The following is a 14,481-nucleotide window of genomic DNA, read 5'->3' as shown; positions in this document are numbered from 1 at the left end:
GCGCGGGCAATCCTGGTGATGTGGACCGTCAGGTCCAGGTCACAACGAGACCGAGCAGTCCGGGATCTCGTCGACTTGAGCGACCGCGGTGTCGTCGTGGTACACGGCCAGCGAGCCGCTGCACCCGGAGCTGGACAGCGTCCCGTCGAACTCCGCGCGCACCGGCCGGCCGTCGACGGCGACCGCGTCGCAGTTGGCGTCGCCGGTGAGGGCGTTGCCGTCGCGGGTCAGGTCCGTGCTGCAGTCCGGCCCTTCCTCGAGGGTGATGCCGGCATCGGCCAGCTGCTGGTTGACGGCGTCCTCCAGGGCGCTGGCGGCGAGGTCGTTCAACCCCTGGTCGAGCTGTTCGGAACATCCGGAGAGGACCAGAGCTCCGGAGAGGATGCCGGCGGCGAGCAGGGCGGGGACACGACGGGTTCGCTGCATCCGCCGATCCTACGATCTGTCCGTGCCTCCGCGCCGAGCGACGCCGTCGCCCCGTCGCTCGTCACCTATCGCCCGTCACTAGGGTTGCCCGCGCATCACGAGGCTTGTGAGCATGGTGCGACACGAGGTTTCGTGCTGAACGTGATCATTCCCAATGGGCGGGGAAAACATACTGAGTTGGTGGGGTTTCTCTGTATGTGAGACGCGACTGTCCGCATCATGGACTAGCGGTTCGTCATCAGCGGACTTCCGTGCCACCATGGCCGACATGTTGTCCGCCCTGCCGCTGCTGCTGGTGAGCCGACGTCACGTCGACTACGGCCGCATGGACAGCATGCTCTGTCAGGCGCTCTAGACCGCCCTCCGGTTTCTCCCCGCCGGGCGCGCGGTCGCGCCGGCATCCTCCAGGTCACCGCCGACCTGCAGCGCCTACCCAGCGCGAACCGTGCGTCCCCGACTCCATCGAGGACAGCCTGCACATGCCGCCTACCCAGACGCCGACCCCGAAGCGCCCCCGGGGACAGGGGCAGTGGGCCCTCGGGCACCTGGAGCCGCTGAACCCGAACGAGCGGTTCAAGAAGGACGACGACGGACTCAACGTCCGCAAGCGCATCGAGAACATCTACAGCAAGCGCGGGTTCGACAGCATCGACCCTCAGGATCTGCGTGGGCGCTTCCGCTGGTGGGGGCTGTACACCCAGCGCAAGCCCGGCATCCCCGGCGGCAAGACCGCGGTCCTGGAGCCGCACGAGCTCGACGACGAGTACTTCATGCTGCGGGTGCGCATCGACGGCGGGGCGCTGTCGATCGAGCAGCTGCGCACCATCGCCGAGATCTCGACGACGTACGCCCGCGACACCGCCGATGTCACCGACCGGCAGAACATCCAGCTGCACTGGATCCGGGTCGAGGACGTGCCGGTCATCTGGGAGAAGCTCGAGGCGGTCGGGCTGTCCACGACGGAGGCGTGCGGCGACACCCCGCGCGTCATCCTCGGCTCCCCCGTCGCCGGCATCGCCGCGGACGAGGTCCTCGACCCCACCTGGGCCATCGACGAGATCCAGCGTCGTTACATCGGCTCGCCGGAGTTCTCGAACCTGCCGCGGAAGTTCAAGTCGGCCGTCAGCGGACTGCCGGACATCGTCCACGAGGCCAACGACATCGCCTTCGTCGGGGTGAACCACCCCGAGCACGGCCCCGGCCTGGACCTGTGGGTCGGCGGCGGGCTGTCCACGAACCCGAAGCTGGCGGTGCGGCTCGGCGCGTGGGTGCCGCTGGAGGAGGCCCCGGAGGTGTGGGCCGGTGTGACCGGCATCTTCCGCGACTACGGCTACCGGCGGCTGCGGCACCGGGCGCGGCTGAAGTTCCTGGTTGACGACTGGGGCCCAGAAAAATTCCGCGAAGTGCTCGAAAGCGAGTACCTGGGTCGCCGTCTGATCGACGGGCCGCCGCCACCGCAGCACGTCGAGCCGTACGACCACGTCGGCGTCCACCAGCAGAAGGACGGCCGCTACTACGTCGGTGTGGCACCGGTGGTGGGCAGGGTGTCGGGTTCGATGCTCTCCAAGCTGGCCGACGCGGTCGCCGCGCACGGCTCCGGGCGCATCCGCACGACGCCGCACCAGAAGCTCGTCATCCTCGACGTCGCCGGCGACGAGGTCGAGTCGTTGATCACGGAGCTCAACGCGATCGGCCTGGCCGCCCGGCCGGGGACGTTCCGCCGGTACACCATGGCCTGCACTGGCCTGGAGTACTGCAAGCTCGCCATCGTCGAGACGAAGGGACTCGCGGCCGACACCGTCGCCACGCTGGAGAGCCGGCTGGCCGACGTCGCCGACCAGATCGATGTGCCCATCACGCTGCACGTCAACGGCTGCCCGAACTCCTGCGCCCGGATCCAGGTCGCCGACATCGGCCTCAAGGGGCAGATCGTGAAGGGCGAGGAGGGCTTCCAGGTGCACCTGGGCGGCGGGCTCGGCCTCGACGCCGGGTTCGGACGCAAACTGCGCGGGCACAAGGTCACCGCCGCTGAGCTCCCCGGTTACGTGGAGCGGGTGGTGCGCAGGTTCCTCGACGAGCGCGCCGACGGCGAGCGATTCGCCCAGTGGGTGGCCCGGGCCGACGAGTCGGCACTGCAGTGAGGGGCGTCAGGACAGGCGACCTCGCCAGCGCTCGGCGCCCGAGGAGTGACGGATGAGCGAGACCAGGGCCGCGATCATGCACTGCCCGTTCTGCGCCGACGAGGATCTGCACCCGGCCGAGGCACTCTTCTCCGCCGAGGACGCCAGCCGGTCCGTCGAACAGCACGGCGGGTGGGAGTGCCGGTCCTGTCTGCGGGTTTTCTCGGTGAAGCTGCTCGGCCTCTCGACCAGAAGGAGCGCAGGATGACCCTCTGCCCGACGAACTCCCTGGAAGCCCTGGCCATCGACGCCGCCCGCAACCTGGAGGACGCACCGGCCGGCGAGATCGTCCGCTGGGCGCACGAGACGTTCGGGGAGCGCTTCGCCATCACCGCGTCCATGGCCGACGGCGTCCTGTCGCACGTCGCGTCGACCGCTGTCCCGGGCATCAAGGTGCTGTTCCTGGACACCGGGTACCACTTCGCCGAGACGATCGGGACCCGCGACGCGATCGCCGCCACGTACGACGTCGAGGTCGAGACGATCACGCACCCGCTGCGGGTGCCCGAGCACGAGGCGGAGTACGGCAAGCTCTACCAGATCGACCCGGACCTGTGCTGCGCCATCCGGAAGGTGTGGCCGCTGGACCGGGCGCTCAAGCCGTACGACGCGTGGGCCGGCGGCGTCCGGCGGGCGGAGTCGCCCAGCCGCGCCACCACCCCCGTCGTCGCCTGGGACCCCAAGCGCGGCAAGGTCAAGGTGAACCCGCTGGCAACCTGGACCGATGAGCAGGTCGACGCGTACGTCGCCGAGCACGGCATCCTGGTCAACCCGCTGCGCGAGGTGGGCTACCTGTCCATCGGCTGCGAGCCGTGCACCCGGCCGGTCGCGCCGGGCGAGGACGCGCGGGCCGGCCGCTGGGCGGGCTCGTCCAAGACCGAGTGCGGGATCAACCTCTGATGAGCCACGAAGCGGCCCGGTACCCGCTGCTGCTCGACGTCACAGGGCGGCGGGTGGTCGTGGTGGGCGGCGGGCCGGTCGCGGCCCGCCGCGCCCGTCCGCTGGCGGCCGCTGGCGCCGACCTGCATGTCGTCGCGCCGTTCGTCTCTGAGCCGCTGGCCGAGCTGATCGCCGACGGCCGGGCCTCGTGGTCGCCGCGCGACTACACCGACGGGGACCTCGGCGGCGCCTGGCTCGTGCACACCGCCACCGGCGACCCGGACGTCGACGACGCGGTCGCCGCGGCGGCCGACGCCCAGCGCACCTGGTGCGTCCGGGCCGACGACGCGGCGCGTTCGGCTGCGTGGACCCCCGCGGTGGCCCGAGTCGGTGACGTGATCGTCGCGGTGAGCGCCGGCGCCGACCCTCGCCGCGCGGCCCGGCTGCGCACGGCCGTCCAGACCGCGGTGGAGACCGGAGGCCTGCCGACGCGGCCCCAGCGCGCGCCGCTGCGCGGTTCGGTGGCGCTGGTCGGCGGCGGCCCCGGCGACCCGGGGCTGATCACCACCCGTGGCCGGCAGCTGCTCGCCGAGGCCGACGTGGTCGTCGTCGACCGGCTGGCGCCGCGCGCGCTGCTCGACGAGCTCGACGACGACGTCCAGGTCATCGACGTGGGCAAGACCCCGGGCCACCATCCGATCCCGCAGGACCAGATCAACCGGTTGCTCGTCGAGCACGCGCAGGCCGGGCGCCGGGTCGTCCGGCTCAAGGGCGGCGACCCGTTCGTGCTCGGCCGCGGCGGCGAGGAAGCCGCGGCCTGCCGGGCGGCCGGCGTCGCGGTCACCGTCGTGCCGGGCGTCACCAGCGCCGTCGCCGTGCCTGCCGCGGCCGGCATCCCGGTGACCCACCGCGGGCTGTCCAAGCAGTTCACCGTCGTCTCCGGGCACGAGGGCCTGGACTGGTCCAACCTGGCCGGCACCGAGGGCACGCTCGTCTTCCTCATGGGCGTGAGCCTGCTCGCCGACACGACCTCGCAGCTCATCGCGCACGGCATGGACCCGGACACCCCGGCCGCGGTGGTCGAGGACGGTTTCGGGCCCGGCCAGCGGGTCACGACCGCTCCCCTGTCGGGCATCGCCCGGGCCGCGGCCGAGGTTGGCGCCAAGCCGCCCGCCGTCGTCGTCGTCGGCGACGTGGCGGCCCTCGCGGTCACCGGCGGCTGAGCGCCCTGCGCATCATCCGGCGCTCCTCGGGCGTCGTACCACCCCAGATGCCGTGATCCTGGCCGGTCTCCAGGGCCCAGGTCAGGCACTCCTCGGTGACCGGGCACCCCGCGCAGACGGCGGCAGCCGCCTCGACCTGCGCCAGCGAGTGCTCGGATGCCCCGAGCGGGAAGAAGAGGTCGGGCTCCGCGTCCCGGCAGGCTCCCCGGACGAACCACGCTCCCGCCGCGTGCTCGGCCGTCATGGTCCGGCCTCGGCAACGTCGAAGAGCCGCCGGAACTGATCGGCCCGGTACGGACAAGCACGCAGCGGGGCCAGGATCAGGCGTTCGGCGAGATCGGTCAGTGCCGTTTCGAGGATGTCCAAGTCGGTTTCGCTCAGGCCGCGCGCCCGGCCGGCAAGCCTCCGCAGCTCGGCACTGATGACGACCGCGCTGCGATACCGCATCTCGGCCGCGAGGGCGGTGGTGTCAGTGACCATGATCGAGCTCGCTTCCGCTTCGGCCGCGCCACGCCGGGAGTCTCGATCCCTGATGGCAGCGTCCACGGAAGCGATCTTCGTCGTCGATCGCGCGGGCGTCGTCCGCTCGGGGGCGGACCCGCGTACGCAGATCTGCGTAGCCGACGCGCGGTCGTCTGCTCCCGTGGGCGTAGGCGGGGGCTCAGGAGCCGTCGAGCCGGGCTCGTTCTGCCTCGACGTCGAAGTCGGCCGGCGGCCAGTCCAGGCCGAGGTCGCGCAGGTGCTCGATCAGCAGGTGGGCGACGGCGAGGTTGCGGTACCACTTGCGGTCGGCCGGCACGACGTGCCACGGTGCGACGTCGGTGTTGCAGCGTTCCAGCGCGATCTCGTACGCGTGCTGGAACTCGTCCCACAGCTTGCGGTCGTCGATGTCGCCGGGATTGTATTTCCAGTGCTTCTCCGGATTGTCCAGCCGTTCGGCCAGCCGCGCCTTCTGCTCGTCGCGGGAAATGTGCAACATCACCTTGACCACGACGCAGCCGGAGTCGACGAGTTCTTTCTCGAACTCGTTGATGGCGTCGTAGCGGCGCTCGATCACGGCGGGCGTGGTGAGCCGGCGGACTCTGGCGGCGAGCACGTCCTCGTACTGGCTGCGGTCGAACACGCCGAGCCGGCCGGCGGCGGGCAGCGCCTGGCGGATGCGCCACAGGAACCCGCGGCGCTTCTCAGCGGCGGTGGGCCGGCCGAACGCCTTGATGCTGACGCCCTGCGGGTCCATCAGCCCGACGGCCTTGCGCATGGTGCCGCCCTTGCCCGAGGTGTCCATGCCCTGCAGTACCAGCAGCAACCGCCGCTCTCCCCCGCTGCGGCCGTGGGCGTAGAGCCGCTCCTGCAGGTCGGCGATGGTGGGCTCGAGCTCGAGCAGTGCCTCGCGCCCGGCGGTCTTGTCGCCGGTGAAGCCTGGCGTGCCCCGGGTGTCGATGGCGGCCAGGTCGACCGGGCCGGGCTGCGGACGGAGGAGCTTCGACCACGACGGCGGCGTCATCAGCCAACCCTAGCCGAGGACGAATGCATCGATGGGAGGCGCTACAATTAGCGATTCGGCAGCTGCCGAACAAACGCCCAAAAGGGCGCCCAAGAAAGGGAACGTCATTCAGCCTATGAATACGGAAGCGAATCTGTCAAATCGCCTTTCGGGCGATGGCGTCTCGCACGATCACGTGCGGCACGACGACGCGGTGGCCGAGGAGCAGCCCTACATTTCCCGGCTGTACGAACGGCTCGACCTGCTCAAGGCGCGACTGGTCGACCGGCTCGCGTCGCTCTACCGCGAGCGTGGCGGCACGCACCAGGCGGTGTGGGACCGCGAGGCGTTCGTGGCCCGTGACGTGGAGCGGCTGGAACGGCTGGGCAGCGTCGACCGCGGGCTGTGCTTCGGGCGGCTGGACTTCCGGGACGGACAGACCTCCTACATCGGTCGCATCGGACTCACCGACGACGACTACGAGCAGCTGCTGATCGACTGGCGGGCGCCGGCCGCGGAGCCCTTCTACCGCGCCACCGCCGCGGCCCCCGGCGACCTCGTACGTCGCCGACACATCCAGACCAAGCTGCGCACGGTCCTGGCGGTCGACGACGAGGTGTTCGACCTCGACGCGCTACCGGCCGGCGGTCAGGGGACGCTGCGCGGCGAGGCGGCGCTGCTGGCCTCGCTGACGGCGCACCGCACCGGCCGCATGTCCGACATCGTCGCCACCATCCAGGCCGAGCAGGACCGCATCATCCGCTCGCCGCTGGCCGGAGTGCTGGTGGTCCAGGGCGGCCCGGGCACCGGCAAGACGGTCGCCGCGCTGCACCGCGCGGCGTACCTCCTCTACACCCACCGCGACCGGCTCAGCTCCAACGGCGTCCTGGTGGTCGGCCCGAACCGGACGTTCCTGCACTACATCGACCAGGTGCTTCCGTCCCTGGGCGAGACCGGCGTAGTGCTGTCCACCGTCGGCGAGCTGGTGCCCGGTGTCGAGGCGGTCGACGACGGCGAGCCGGACGCCGTCGCCGTCGTGAAGGGCGACCCGCGGATGGCCGGGGTCGTCGCCGCCGCGGTCCGCGACCGGCAGCGGCTGCCCGACGGCCCGGTCGAGCTGAAGATCGACGGGCTCGAGCTCCGGCTCGAACCGGCCGCGGTGCGGGCCGCGCGTACCCGGGCCCGGCGCGCCCGCCGTCCGCACAACGTCGCCCGCAAGGTCTTCGTCCGTGAGCTGCTCACCCACCTGGCGCGCGAGCAGGCCAGCCGGCTCGGCGACTCCGTCGACGAGGAGGACCTCGCCGAGATCCGCGTCGACCTCGCCGGCGAGCCGCCCGTCGCCGCGCTGCTCGACGATCTCTGGCCGGCACTGACGCCGCAGCGGCTCCTCGCCGACCTGTTCGCCTCCCCGCGCCTGCTCGACGCCGCCGCCGGCGCGCTGACCGAGCCCGAGAAGGCGCTGCTGCTCCGCGACGACACCGACGTCTGGACGGCGGCCGACGTGCCGCTGCTGGACGAGGCAGCCGAGGTGCTCGGCGAGATCGACGACCCCGACGAGGCCGCCAGGCTGGCCCGGCAGCGGGAGCAGGCCGAGGTCCAGTACGCCCGCGACCTGCTCGACGAGCTGGAGCTGGACGTCCCGGTCGACCCGGAGCTGGTGGCGGCCCGCTACCGGGGCGGTGAGACCCGCCGCAGCGTCGCCGAGCGGGCCGGCAACGACCGCACCTGGTCCTTCGGCCACGTCATCGTCGACGAGGCGCAGGAGCTGTCCCCCATGGCCTGGCGGATGGTGATGCGCCGGGCGCCGGGCCGCTCGATGACCGTCGTCGGCGACATCGCACAGACCGGCGCCGCGGCCGGGGCGCGGTCGTGGGCTGACGTGCTCGAGCCGCACGTTCCCGACCGCTGGCGGCAGGAGACGCTCACCGTCAACTACCGGACCCCGAGCGAGGTCATGGACCTGGCCGCCGAGGTGCTGGCCCTCATCGACCCGCGACTCAAGCCGCCGACCTCGGTGCGGTCCACCGGCGAGCGGCCGCGCGCGGTATGGGTCGAAGCCGAGGAGCTGCTCCCCCGGCTGGCGCAGCTGGTCCGGGCGCAGATCGACGCGGTCGGGTCGGGCCGGGTGGCCGTCATCGTTCCGCACGCCCGGCTGGACGAGCTGCACTCCGGCCTGGCCGGCGCGCTGCGCGACACCATCTCGCGGGTCTCCAGCGCGGACGCCCTGGACGCACCGGCCACCGTCCTGACCGTCGGCCAGGCGAAGGGACTCGAGTTCGACGCGGTCCTGGTGGTGGAGCCGGCGGAGCTGCTCGCGGAGTCCGCGCGCGGCGCCACCGACCTCTACGTCGCCGTCACGCGTCCGACGCAGCGCCTGGTGCTGGTGCACACGGCGCCGCTACCCGACATGCTCGCGGCCGCGGACCGCGAGTGACCGTCCGAGGGGGTCGCCACCGCGCGTGCGGTGGCGACCCCTCGGTTGTCCTCAGGCCATCGTCGGCAGGTGCGCCGCGCTGACCTCGTGCTCGAACGGCTGGCCCGCCACGTACCGGGCCAGCTCGTCGACCGCCGCCGCGCCCAGGCGTTGGACCTCGTTGCCGATCGACCCCGCGATGTGCGGGGTGATGAAGACGTTCGGCAGCGTGTACAGCGGCGAGTCCGCCGCCGGCGGCTCGGGGTCGGTCACGTCGAGGATCGCGTTGATCCGCCCGGTGGTGAGCTCGTCCACCAGCGCGGCCTCGTCGACCAGCGCACCCCGCGAGGTGTTGATCAACGTCGCACCGTCCGGCATCAGCCCGAGTCGGCGCTTGTCGATCAGGTGCCGGGTCTCGGGGACCGACGGAGCGTGCAGGCTGAGCGTCCGCGACAGGCTGATCACCTCGTCCAGGTCGTGCCACGTCGCGCCCAGCGCGCGAGCCTCCTCCGGGCTCACGAACGGGTCGCTGAGCAGCACGTCCAGGTCGAGCTTCCGTAGCAGCTCCAGGAGCCGGCGACCCACCCGCGACGCGCCGACGATGCCGACCGTGCGCCGGTAGTTGCCGGTGGACTCCGGGTTGTCGTGCGGCCGGAGGTACCGGTCACGGTGCTCCGTCGCGAAGGCGTCCTTGCCGGCCAGGATGATCATCGCGAGGGTGAACTCGGCGACCGGCACCGCGTTCGCGCTCGCGGCGGTGGACACCGTCACCCCCCGCTCCCAGCAGGCCGGATCGACGATCCCCTTGACGGTGCCGGCGGTGTGCACGATCGCCCGCAGCTCGGGTGCGGCCGCCAGCGCGGCGGCGTCCACCTCCGGCGCGCCCCATCCGGTGACGAGCACCTCCACCTCGCGGAGCGTGTCGTTCGCCTCCGGCCTGGTGAAGTCGGTCAGCACCTCACCGCGCAGCTCGACCAGCTCGTCCAGCCGGGCCCGGGTGGCCGCGTCGAACAGCCCGCCGGCGAGATCGGCGTACATCGCCAGGGCGGCGACGGGACGGGTCCTCGCCATCAGAAGGCCACGATCTGGTCCAGCGGCAGGTGCGCCACGGTGCCGCTCGACGGCGCGGTGTTGCTGGCCGCCAGCGCGGCGATCTCGCTCGCGGTCAGCGCCCGGTCGAAGAACCACACCTCGTCGGCGCTGCCGCGCAGCGGGTCGTTGATGCCGTCGACCCGCGTGCCGACGCGGATGCCGGTGCGTGCGCCGTCGGACACCGAACCGGACAGCGCGGTCCCGGAGCCGACCGCGACGCCGTCGACGTAGAGGACGACGCCGTTCTGGTCGCGGGTCAGCGCCACGTGGTGCCAGGCGCCGTCGGCCAGGTTGCCGGTGGCCGTCACCGAGCGCGTCGACGTCCCGTTGTCCAGCAGGCCGCGGATACGGTTCAGGTCGGGTTCGAGGCGGATCCACCACTTGGGCTCGCCGTCGGTGCGCGAGTGCGCCCAGATGAGGGACTGCGTCTCCTGACTGGTGGTCCGGAACCACATCGCCGCCGTGAACGGCCCGTCGTCGAAGGCAAGCGAACTCGTCTGCGGCAGCTCGACGTAGTCACCGGCGAGCTCGAAGCCGGTGCCGAACTGCCCGGCGATGCTTTGCGGCGTTCCGCTGACGGCGCCGTCGTTGCCGTTGCCGGAGGTGTCGGGCGTGACCGGCGGCGCGGGCTGCGCGTCGTCGAGCAGCTCCACGGGGACGCGCGCGAAGCTGACCTCGTGGTGGTAGGACAGGTAGGGCTGGTCGTACAGCCGGGGCCCGTTCTCGAAGATCACGCCGAGCATCGGGGTGCCGCCCTGGTCGCCCAGGTCCACCAGGTCGGTGTAGGCCGATGGCCCGTCGTAGATCCGCAGGCCCTTGTTCCAGGTCGCGGCCTGGTCGTCGCTCGTCCACAGGGTGACGTTCTCGCGTGCCGTGGGATGGTCGGGAGCCGAGAAGACGATCAGGCTGGCGCCGCTGTCGGTCGGCAGCTTCAGCAGTGACCCCTCGATCTGGCCCGTCACGATGCCGTCGGTCGCCTGGTACGGGGCGTCGAACGAGGCGCCACCGTCGGAGCTGGTGGTGTGCGCCCGCCGGCCGGGGGTGGTGCCGCCCTGGTCGCGGGCGCTGAAGTAGAGCGTCCCGTCGTCGAGCTCGACGACCGTCGACTCGTTCGGATTCACCATGTCCTCCAGCGACGAGTCGTCACCTCCGAGCTGCCAGGTCGCCCCGCCGTTGTCGCTGTAGAGCGAGTGCCCGCCGAACAGCCGATCGTCCAGGCAGTCGATGCCCGAGCCCTCCGGTGGCGCGACCGAGTGGGCGCCGGCCATGACCAGCCGCCCGGCGTTCGGGCCCTCGGTCAGCTGTATGCCGTGGCCTGGGCCGCCGACGAAGTGCCGCCAGTTGTCCGGCCGAACGTCCTGCGTGATCTCGTCGGGCACCGACCACGTCTGGCCGTCATCGTCGCTGTACATCATGAACGAGCGCCGGGTCTGCTCCTCGGTGACGCCGCAGCGGACCTGCGCGCCGGTGACCTCGCCAGCGGTGCGGGTCACGTTCAGGATGATCCGCCCGGTGGTCTGGTCGACGATCGGCACCGGGTTGCCCCACTTGTTGGTCAAGTCGTCGTCGACGATGACCTGGATCGGTTCCCAGGTCACACCGCCGTCGAACGACCGCTTCAGGACCATGTCGCTCTGGCTGTCGTCGTTCGCGCCGTCCCTGCCCTCGGCGAAGGCCAGCAGCGTGCCCTCGGTGCTCTGAACGATCGCGGGGATCCGGAACGTGTGGTAGCCGTCGGTGCCTCTCTCGAAGATCGTGCTGTAGGTGATCTCGGCCGCCGACGACGCCGGGGTCACCGGCTCGTCGCTGGCGGCGTGGACGACGGATGCGGCCCAGAGGAGGCCGACGGTGGCAACCGCGCACGCCATCCGCAAGCGGCGTGGGCTGCGCATTCGCTCGGTCATGGATCTCCATTTCGTCGCTGATCGGGCCGTGCCGACGGTGCTGCCGTGCCGGGTGTCGGCACGGCAGCTCGCCGGGGCCAGACGGTTCGATGGGGGTTCTGGGACGTCCCGGCGAAGATCGTAACAGTTGTTACTGATGAAGATAAACAGGTAATAATACTTCTTTCTAACTCTGCCGCGGGGCACGCGAGGGTGCGCAAGAGCTACGCCCACCCCACACCGCCTCCCCCTTGCGGGAAGGCCCCTGGCGACAGTGACGGCGGCCGCCCCTGCTGCCGATGAGCGCACCGGCGTCGCCACATGATCGTCAACAAGTAGCGACGTCATGAGGTCGCTGCCGGTTGACGATCACGAGGCGGCAGAACTAGCAGAAAGTACTGCTGCATATCAACTTATTCCATTGACAGTCGTGCGAGTGACACCTACGGTGCTCGGGAGGCGTCCCGGGCGTCCGGGAGAGAAGGGAAACCTACGCATCGATGCGACCCAACGTGGTGTTCATCCTGACCGACCAGCAAAGCGCCGACGCCATGAGCTGCGTCGGCAACGACGATCTGAACACCCCTGCCATGGACAGCTTGGCCCAGCACGGCACGGTGTTCCGCAACGCCTACTGCACCCAGCCGCTGTGCAGTCCGTCGCGGGCGAGCATGCTCACTGGACGCGTCCCCCACGAGATGGGCGTCGTCGGCAACGAGGCCGGACTCACCGGCGCGCTGCGTGAGCAGCAGCTCGGCCGGCTGTTCGCCGGGGCCGGTTACGACTGTGCCTACGGCGGCAAGTGGCATCTTCCCGGCTACGACCTCGACGGCGATCTCGGCTACGACCACATCATCGGGTTCGGCGACGACGAGCTGGCCGCGCGCTGCGCCGACTTCCTGCGGGCACCGCGCGACCGACCGTTCTTCCTCGTCGCCTCATTCGACAACCCGCACAACATCTGCGAGTGGGCGCGCAACGAACCGCTGCCGTGGGGCGGCGTCGCGGAGGTGCCTACGGAGCAGTGCCCCAGCCTGCCGGCCAACTTCGCAGCCGCACCGGACGAGCCGCAACTGCTGCGCATCGTCCGGGCACGGTTCCCCAGGCAGCACCCGACCGACGGGTGGAGCGACGACCTCTGGCGCCAGTACCGGCACGCCTACTACCGCCTCTGCGAGCGCGTGGACACCCAGATCGGCATGGTCCTCGACGCACTGCGCGAGTCCGGGCACGTGGAAGACACGGTGGTCGTGCTCTCCAGCGACCACGGCGACGGCATGGGCGCACATCACTGGAACCAGAAGTGGGCGCTGTACGAAGAGGCCGTCCGGGTCCCGTTCATCGTCTCCTGGAAGGGTGTGACGAGGCCTGGCCACGTCGACACCGACACGCTCGTGTCGAGCGGGCTCGACCTACTCCCGACCCTCTGCGACTACGCCGGCATCGAACCACCCGACGGGCTGCGCGGTCACAGCGTCCGCCCGGCGGCGGAAGGACGCGAGCACGACGGGCCAGCGTACGTCGTCACGGAGACGTCCTGGGACCCCGCGGTCCTGCCGCACTCGCGGGGTCGCATGCTGCGCACCGCGCGGTACAAGTACGTCCTCTACTCGTGGGGCCAGCATCGGGAGCAGCTGTTCGACCTCCACGACGACCCCGGCGAGATGGTCAACCTCGTCCGCGACGCCAGCCACCGCGACGTCCTGGACGAGCACCGGAAGCTGCTCGCCGCGTGGTGCGACCAGACCGGCGACGACTTCCTCGACGTTCGTCAGCGAGGCGAAGCGAACGTCTGACCGCGCACGACTCGAAGTGGAGCGTGACATGTCCCCCGATACCCCGCACGACGTGACCGGCGCCGACGCGCCGTCGTGCCTGGAACGTCTGCGCACCGCTCGACCGGGGCTCACCGGCGCGCGTGCCCGCGTCGCCGACACCGTCCTGGCCGACCCGTGGAAGGTGCGCGGGGTGGCCATCCAGGTCCTGGCGCAGGCCGCCGGCGTCTCCGAGAACGCCGTGAGCCGGTTCACCCACGCGCTGAGCTACTCGGGGTATCGCGAGTTCGCGCAGGCCCTCTCCCTCGACCTGGGCAAGACCCTCGGCTTCTACCACTCGCACCCCGTCGAACTGACCCTCGAGGCACCCACCGGCATCGGCGGCGCGGTCGACCTGATCCAGCGGGTCATGGCCCTCGAGGTCGAATGCATGCAGGACACCCTGGCCAACCTCTCCGAACCCGCCCTCCGGCACCTCGTGGACCGGCTCGCCACCGCACCATCGGTCCTGCTCATCGGCACCGGCACGGCGGCGCCCCTGTGCCAGATGCTGTGCTACCGCCTCGCCAGCGTCGGCATCGCCGTCACCTGGACCGCTGACCCGATGATGATGCTGGCGCAGGTGGCCCGGCTGCGACCCGGCGACCTCGTCCTCGGCATCTCCTACTCCGGCCGTTCCCGCGACTCCGTCCAGGCCCTGCAGTACGCCAGCGACCACAACATCGAGACCGCCGGCCTCACCGCGAACCCCCAGTCACCGCTCAGCGAGGTCGTCGAGACCTCGCTGACCATTTTCAGCTCCGCCGTGTCCCGCGGCGCCGCCCAGTTCAGCGCGCGCGTCGCCGGGCTCGCCCTGCTGGAGGCCATCGCCACCGCCGTCTCCGAGACCCGCGGCGGCCCCACGTTCGCCGCGCTCGACGAGCTCGGCGGCAGTCAGGAACGGCTCAACGACCTTCCGACAGATTGGCGGAACCCATCGTGACCGCTCGCCCGCTCCCACTGCCCGCGGCGCTCCCCGACCAGCCGACGCAGCAGGGTCGTCCGGTGCTGAGTTTGCGTGGGTTGTCGGTGGAGTTCGCGACGGGTGTGGGGGTGGTGCGGGCGGCGGATTCGGTGAGCTACGACGT

General features: G+C 71.2%; 13 protein-coding genes. 7 read left to right on the top strand and 6 right to left on the bottom strand.

Going from position 1 to position 14,481, the window contains the following annotated elements:
- Positions 1–39: 39 nt before the first annotated feature.
- Complete coding sequence (locus E1269_RS14620; protein WP_131895715.1) at positions 40–426, bottom strand: hypothetical protein; 387 nt, start codon at positions 424–426, stop codon at positions 40–42.
- Between the two features lie 479 nt (positions 427–905).
- Here E1269_RS14620 and E1269_RS14615 point away from each other — a divergent pair, with 479 nt between their 5' ends.
- The 4 genes from E1269_RS14615 to cobA are packed head-to-tail and all read left to right on the top strand — an operon-like array spanning position 906 to position 4,708.
- On the top strand, positions 906–2,567 hold the full coding sequence (locus E1269_RS14615) for a nitrite/sulfite reductase (protein WP_131895713.1): 1,662 nt from the start codon (positions 906–908) through the stop codon (positions 2,565–2,567).
- 52 nt (positions 2,568–2,619) lie between these two features.
- Entirely contained in the window at positions 2,620–2,814 is a 195-nt protein-coding gene (locus E1269_RS14610) for a hypothetical protein (RefSeq protein ID WP_131895711.1), read from the top strand.
- Positions 2,811–3,506 carry a phosphoadenylyl-sulfate reductase gene (locus E1269_RS14605; protein ID WP_131895709.1) on the top strand — a complete coding sequence of 232 codons (696 nt, stop codon included), beginning with the start codon at positions 2,811–2,813 and terminating at the stop codon, positions 3,504–3,506. Before E1269_RS14610 ends, E1269_RS14605 begins: the two co-directional genes overlap by 4 nt.
- On the top strand, positions 3,506–4,708 hold the full coding sequence (gene cobA / locus E1269_RS14600) for a uroporphyrinogen-III C-methyltransferase (protein ID WP_131895707.1): 1,203 nt from the start codon (positions 3,506–3,508) through the stop codon (positions 4,706–4,708). The genes E1269_RS14605 and cobA overlap by 1 nt, the downstream gene beginning before the upstream one ends.
- Here the strand turns inward: cobA and E1269_RS14595 are convergent.
- From E1269_RS14595 to E1269_RS14585, 3 genes are all read right to left on the bottom strand, one after another.
- Positions 4,695–4,952 carry a WhiB family transcriptional regulator gene (locus E1269_RS14595; protein WP_131895705.1) on the bottom strand — a complete coding sequence of 86 codons (258 nt, stop codon included), beginning with the start codon at positions 4,950–4,952 and terminating at the stop codon, positions 4,695–4,697. The genes cobA and E1269_RS14595 overlap by 14 nt on opposite strands.
- Positions 4,949–5,254: a hypothetical protein gene (locus E1269_RS14590; protein ID WP_131895703.1), complete on the bottom strand. Its 306-nt coding sequence runs from the start codon at positions 5,252–5,254 to the stop codon at positions 4,949–4,951. The genes E1269_RS14595 and E1269_RS14590 overlap by 4 nt, the downstream gene beginning before the upstream one ends.
- Positions 5,255–5,369: 115 nt before the next feature.
- Positions 5,370–6,212, bottom strand: a complete 843-nt coding sequence (locus tag E1269_RS14585) for a PPK2 family polyphosphate kinase (RefSeq protein ID WP_131895701.1) — start codon at positions 6,210–6,212, stop codon at positions 5,370–5,372.
- Positions 6,213–6,327: 115 nt separating this feature from the next.
- Between E1269_RS14585 and E1269_RS14580 the strand changes: the two genes are divergently transcribed.
- The gene (locus tag E1269_RS14580; RefSeq protein ID WP_131895699.1) at positions 6,328–8,625 is read left to right on the top strand and encodes a HelD family protein; all 2,298 of its coding nucleotides are present in this window, start codon (positions 6,328–6,330) and stop codon (positions 8,623–8,625) included.
- A 51-nt stretch (positions 8,626–8,676) separates the two neighbouring features.
- Here the strand turns inward: E1269_RS14580 and E1269_RS14575 are convergent, their stop codons facing one another.
- Positions 8,677–9,675: a hydroxyacid dehydrogenase gene (locus tag E1269_RS14575; RefSeq protein ID WP_203433595.1), complete on the bottom strand. Its 999-nt coding sequence runs from the start codon at positions 9,673–9,675 to the stop codon at positions 8,677–8,679.
- On the bottom strand, positions 9,675–11,600 hold the full coding sequence (locus tag E1269_RS14570; RefSeq protein WP_203433593.1) for a sialidase family protein: 1,926 nt from the start codon (positions 11,598–11,600) through the stop codon (positions 9,675–9,677). Before E1269_RS14570 ends, E1269_RS14575 begins: the two co-directional genes overlap by 1 nt.
- Positions 11,601–12,079: 479 nt before the next feature.
- On the opposite strand from E1269_RS14570, the gene E1269_RS14565 reads away from it, so the two are divergent.
- Both E1269_RS14565 and E1269_RS14560 read left to right on the top strand, forming a co-directional pair.
- Positions 12,080–13,375 (top strand): sulfatase family protein, encoded by a 1,296-nt coding sequence (locus E1269_RS14565; protein ID WP_131895697.1) that lies wholly within the window; start codon positions 12,080–12,082, stop codon positions 13,373–13,375.
- A gap of 28 nt (positions 13,376–13,403) precedes the next feature.
- The gene (locus tag E1269_RS14560; protein WP_131895695.1) at positions 13,404–14,336 is read left to right on the top strand and encodes a MurR/RpiR family transcriptional regulator; all 933 of its coding nucleotides are present in this window, start codon (positions 13,404–13,406) and stop codon (positions 14,334–14,336) included.
- Positions 14,337–14,481 lie beyond the last annotated feature (145 nt).

Origin of the sequence: Jiangella asiatica, assembly GCF_004349065.1 — a bacterium.
GTDB lineage: Bacteria > Actinomycetota > Actinomycetes > Jiangellales > Jiangellaceae > Jiangella > Jiangella asiatica.
Note: the sequence above shows the minus strand (reverse complement) of the source record. Positions and strands in the feature narration are given on the sequence as shown.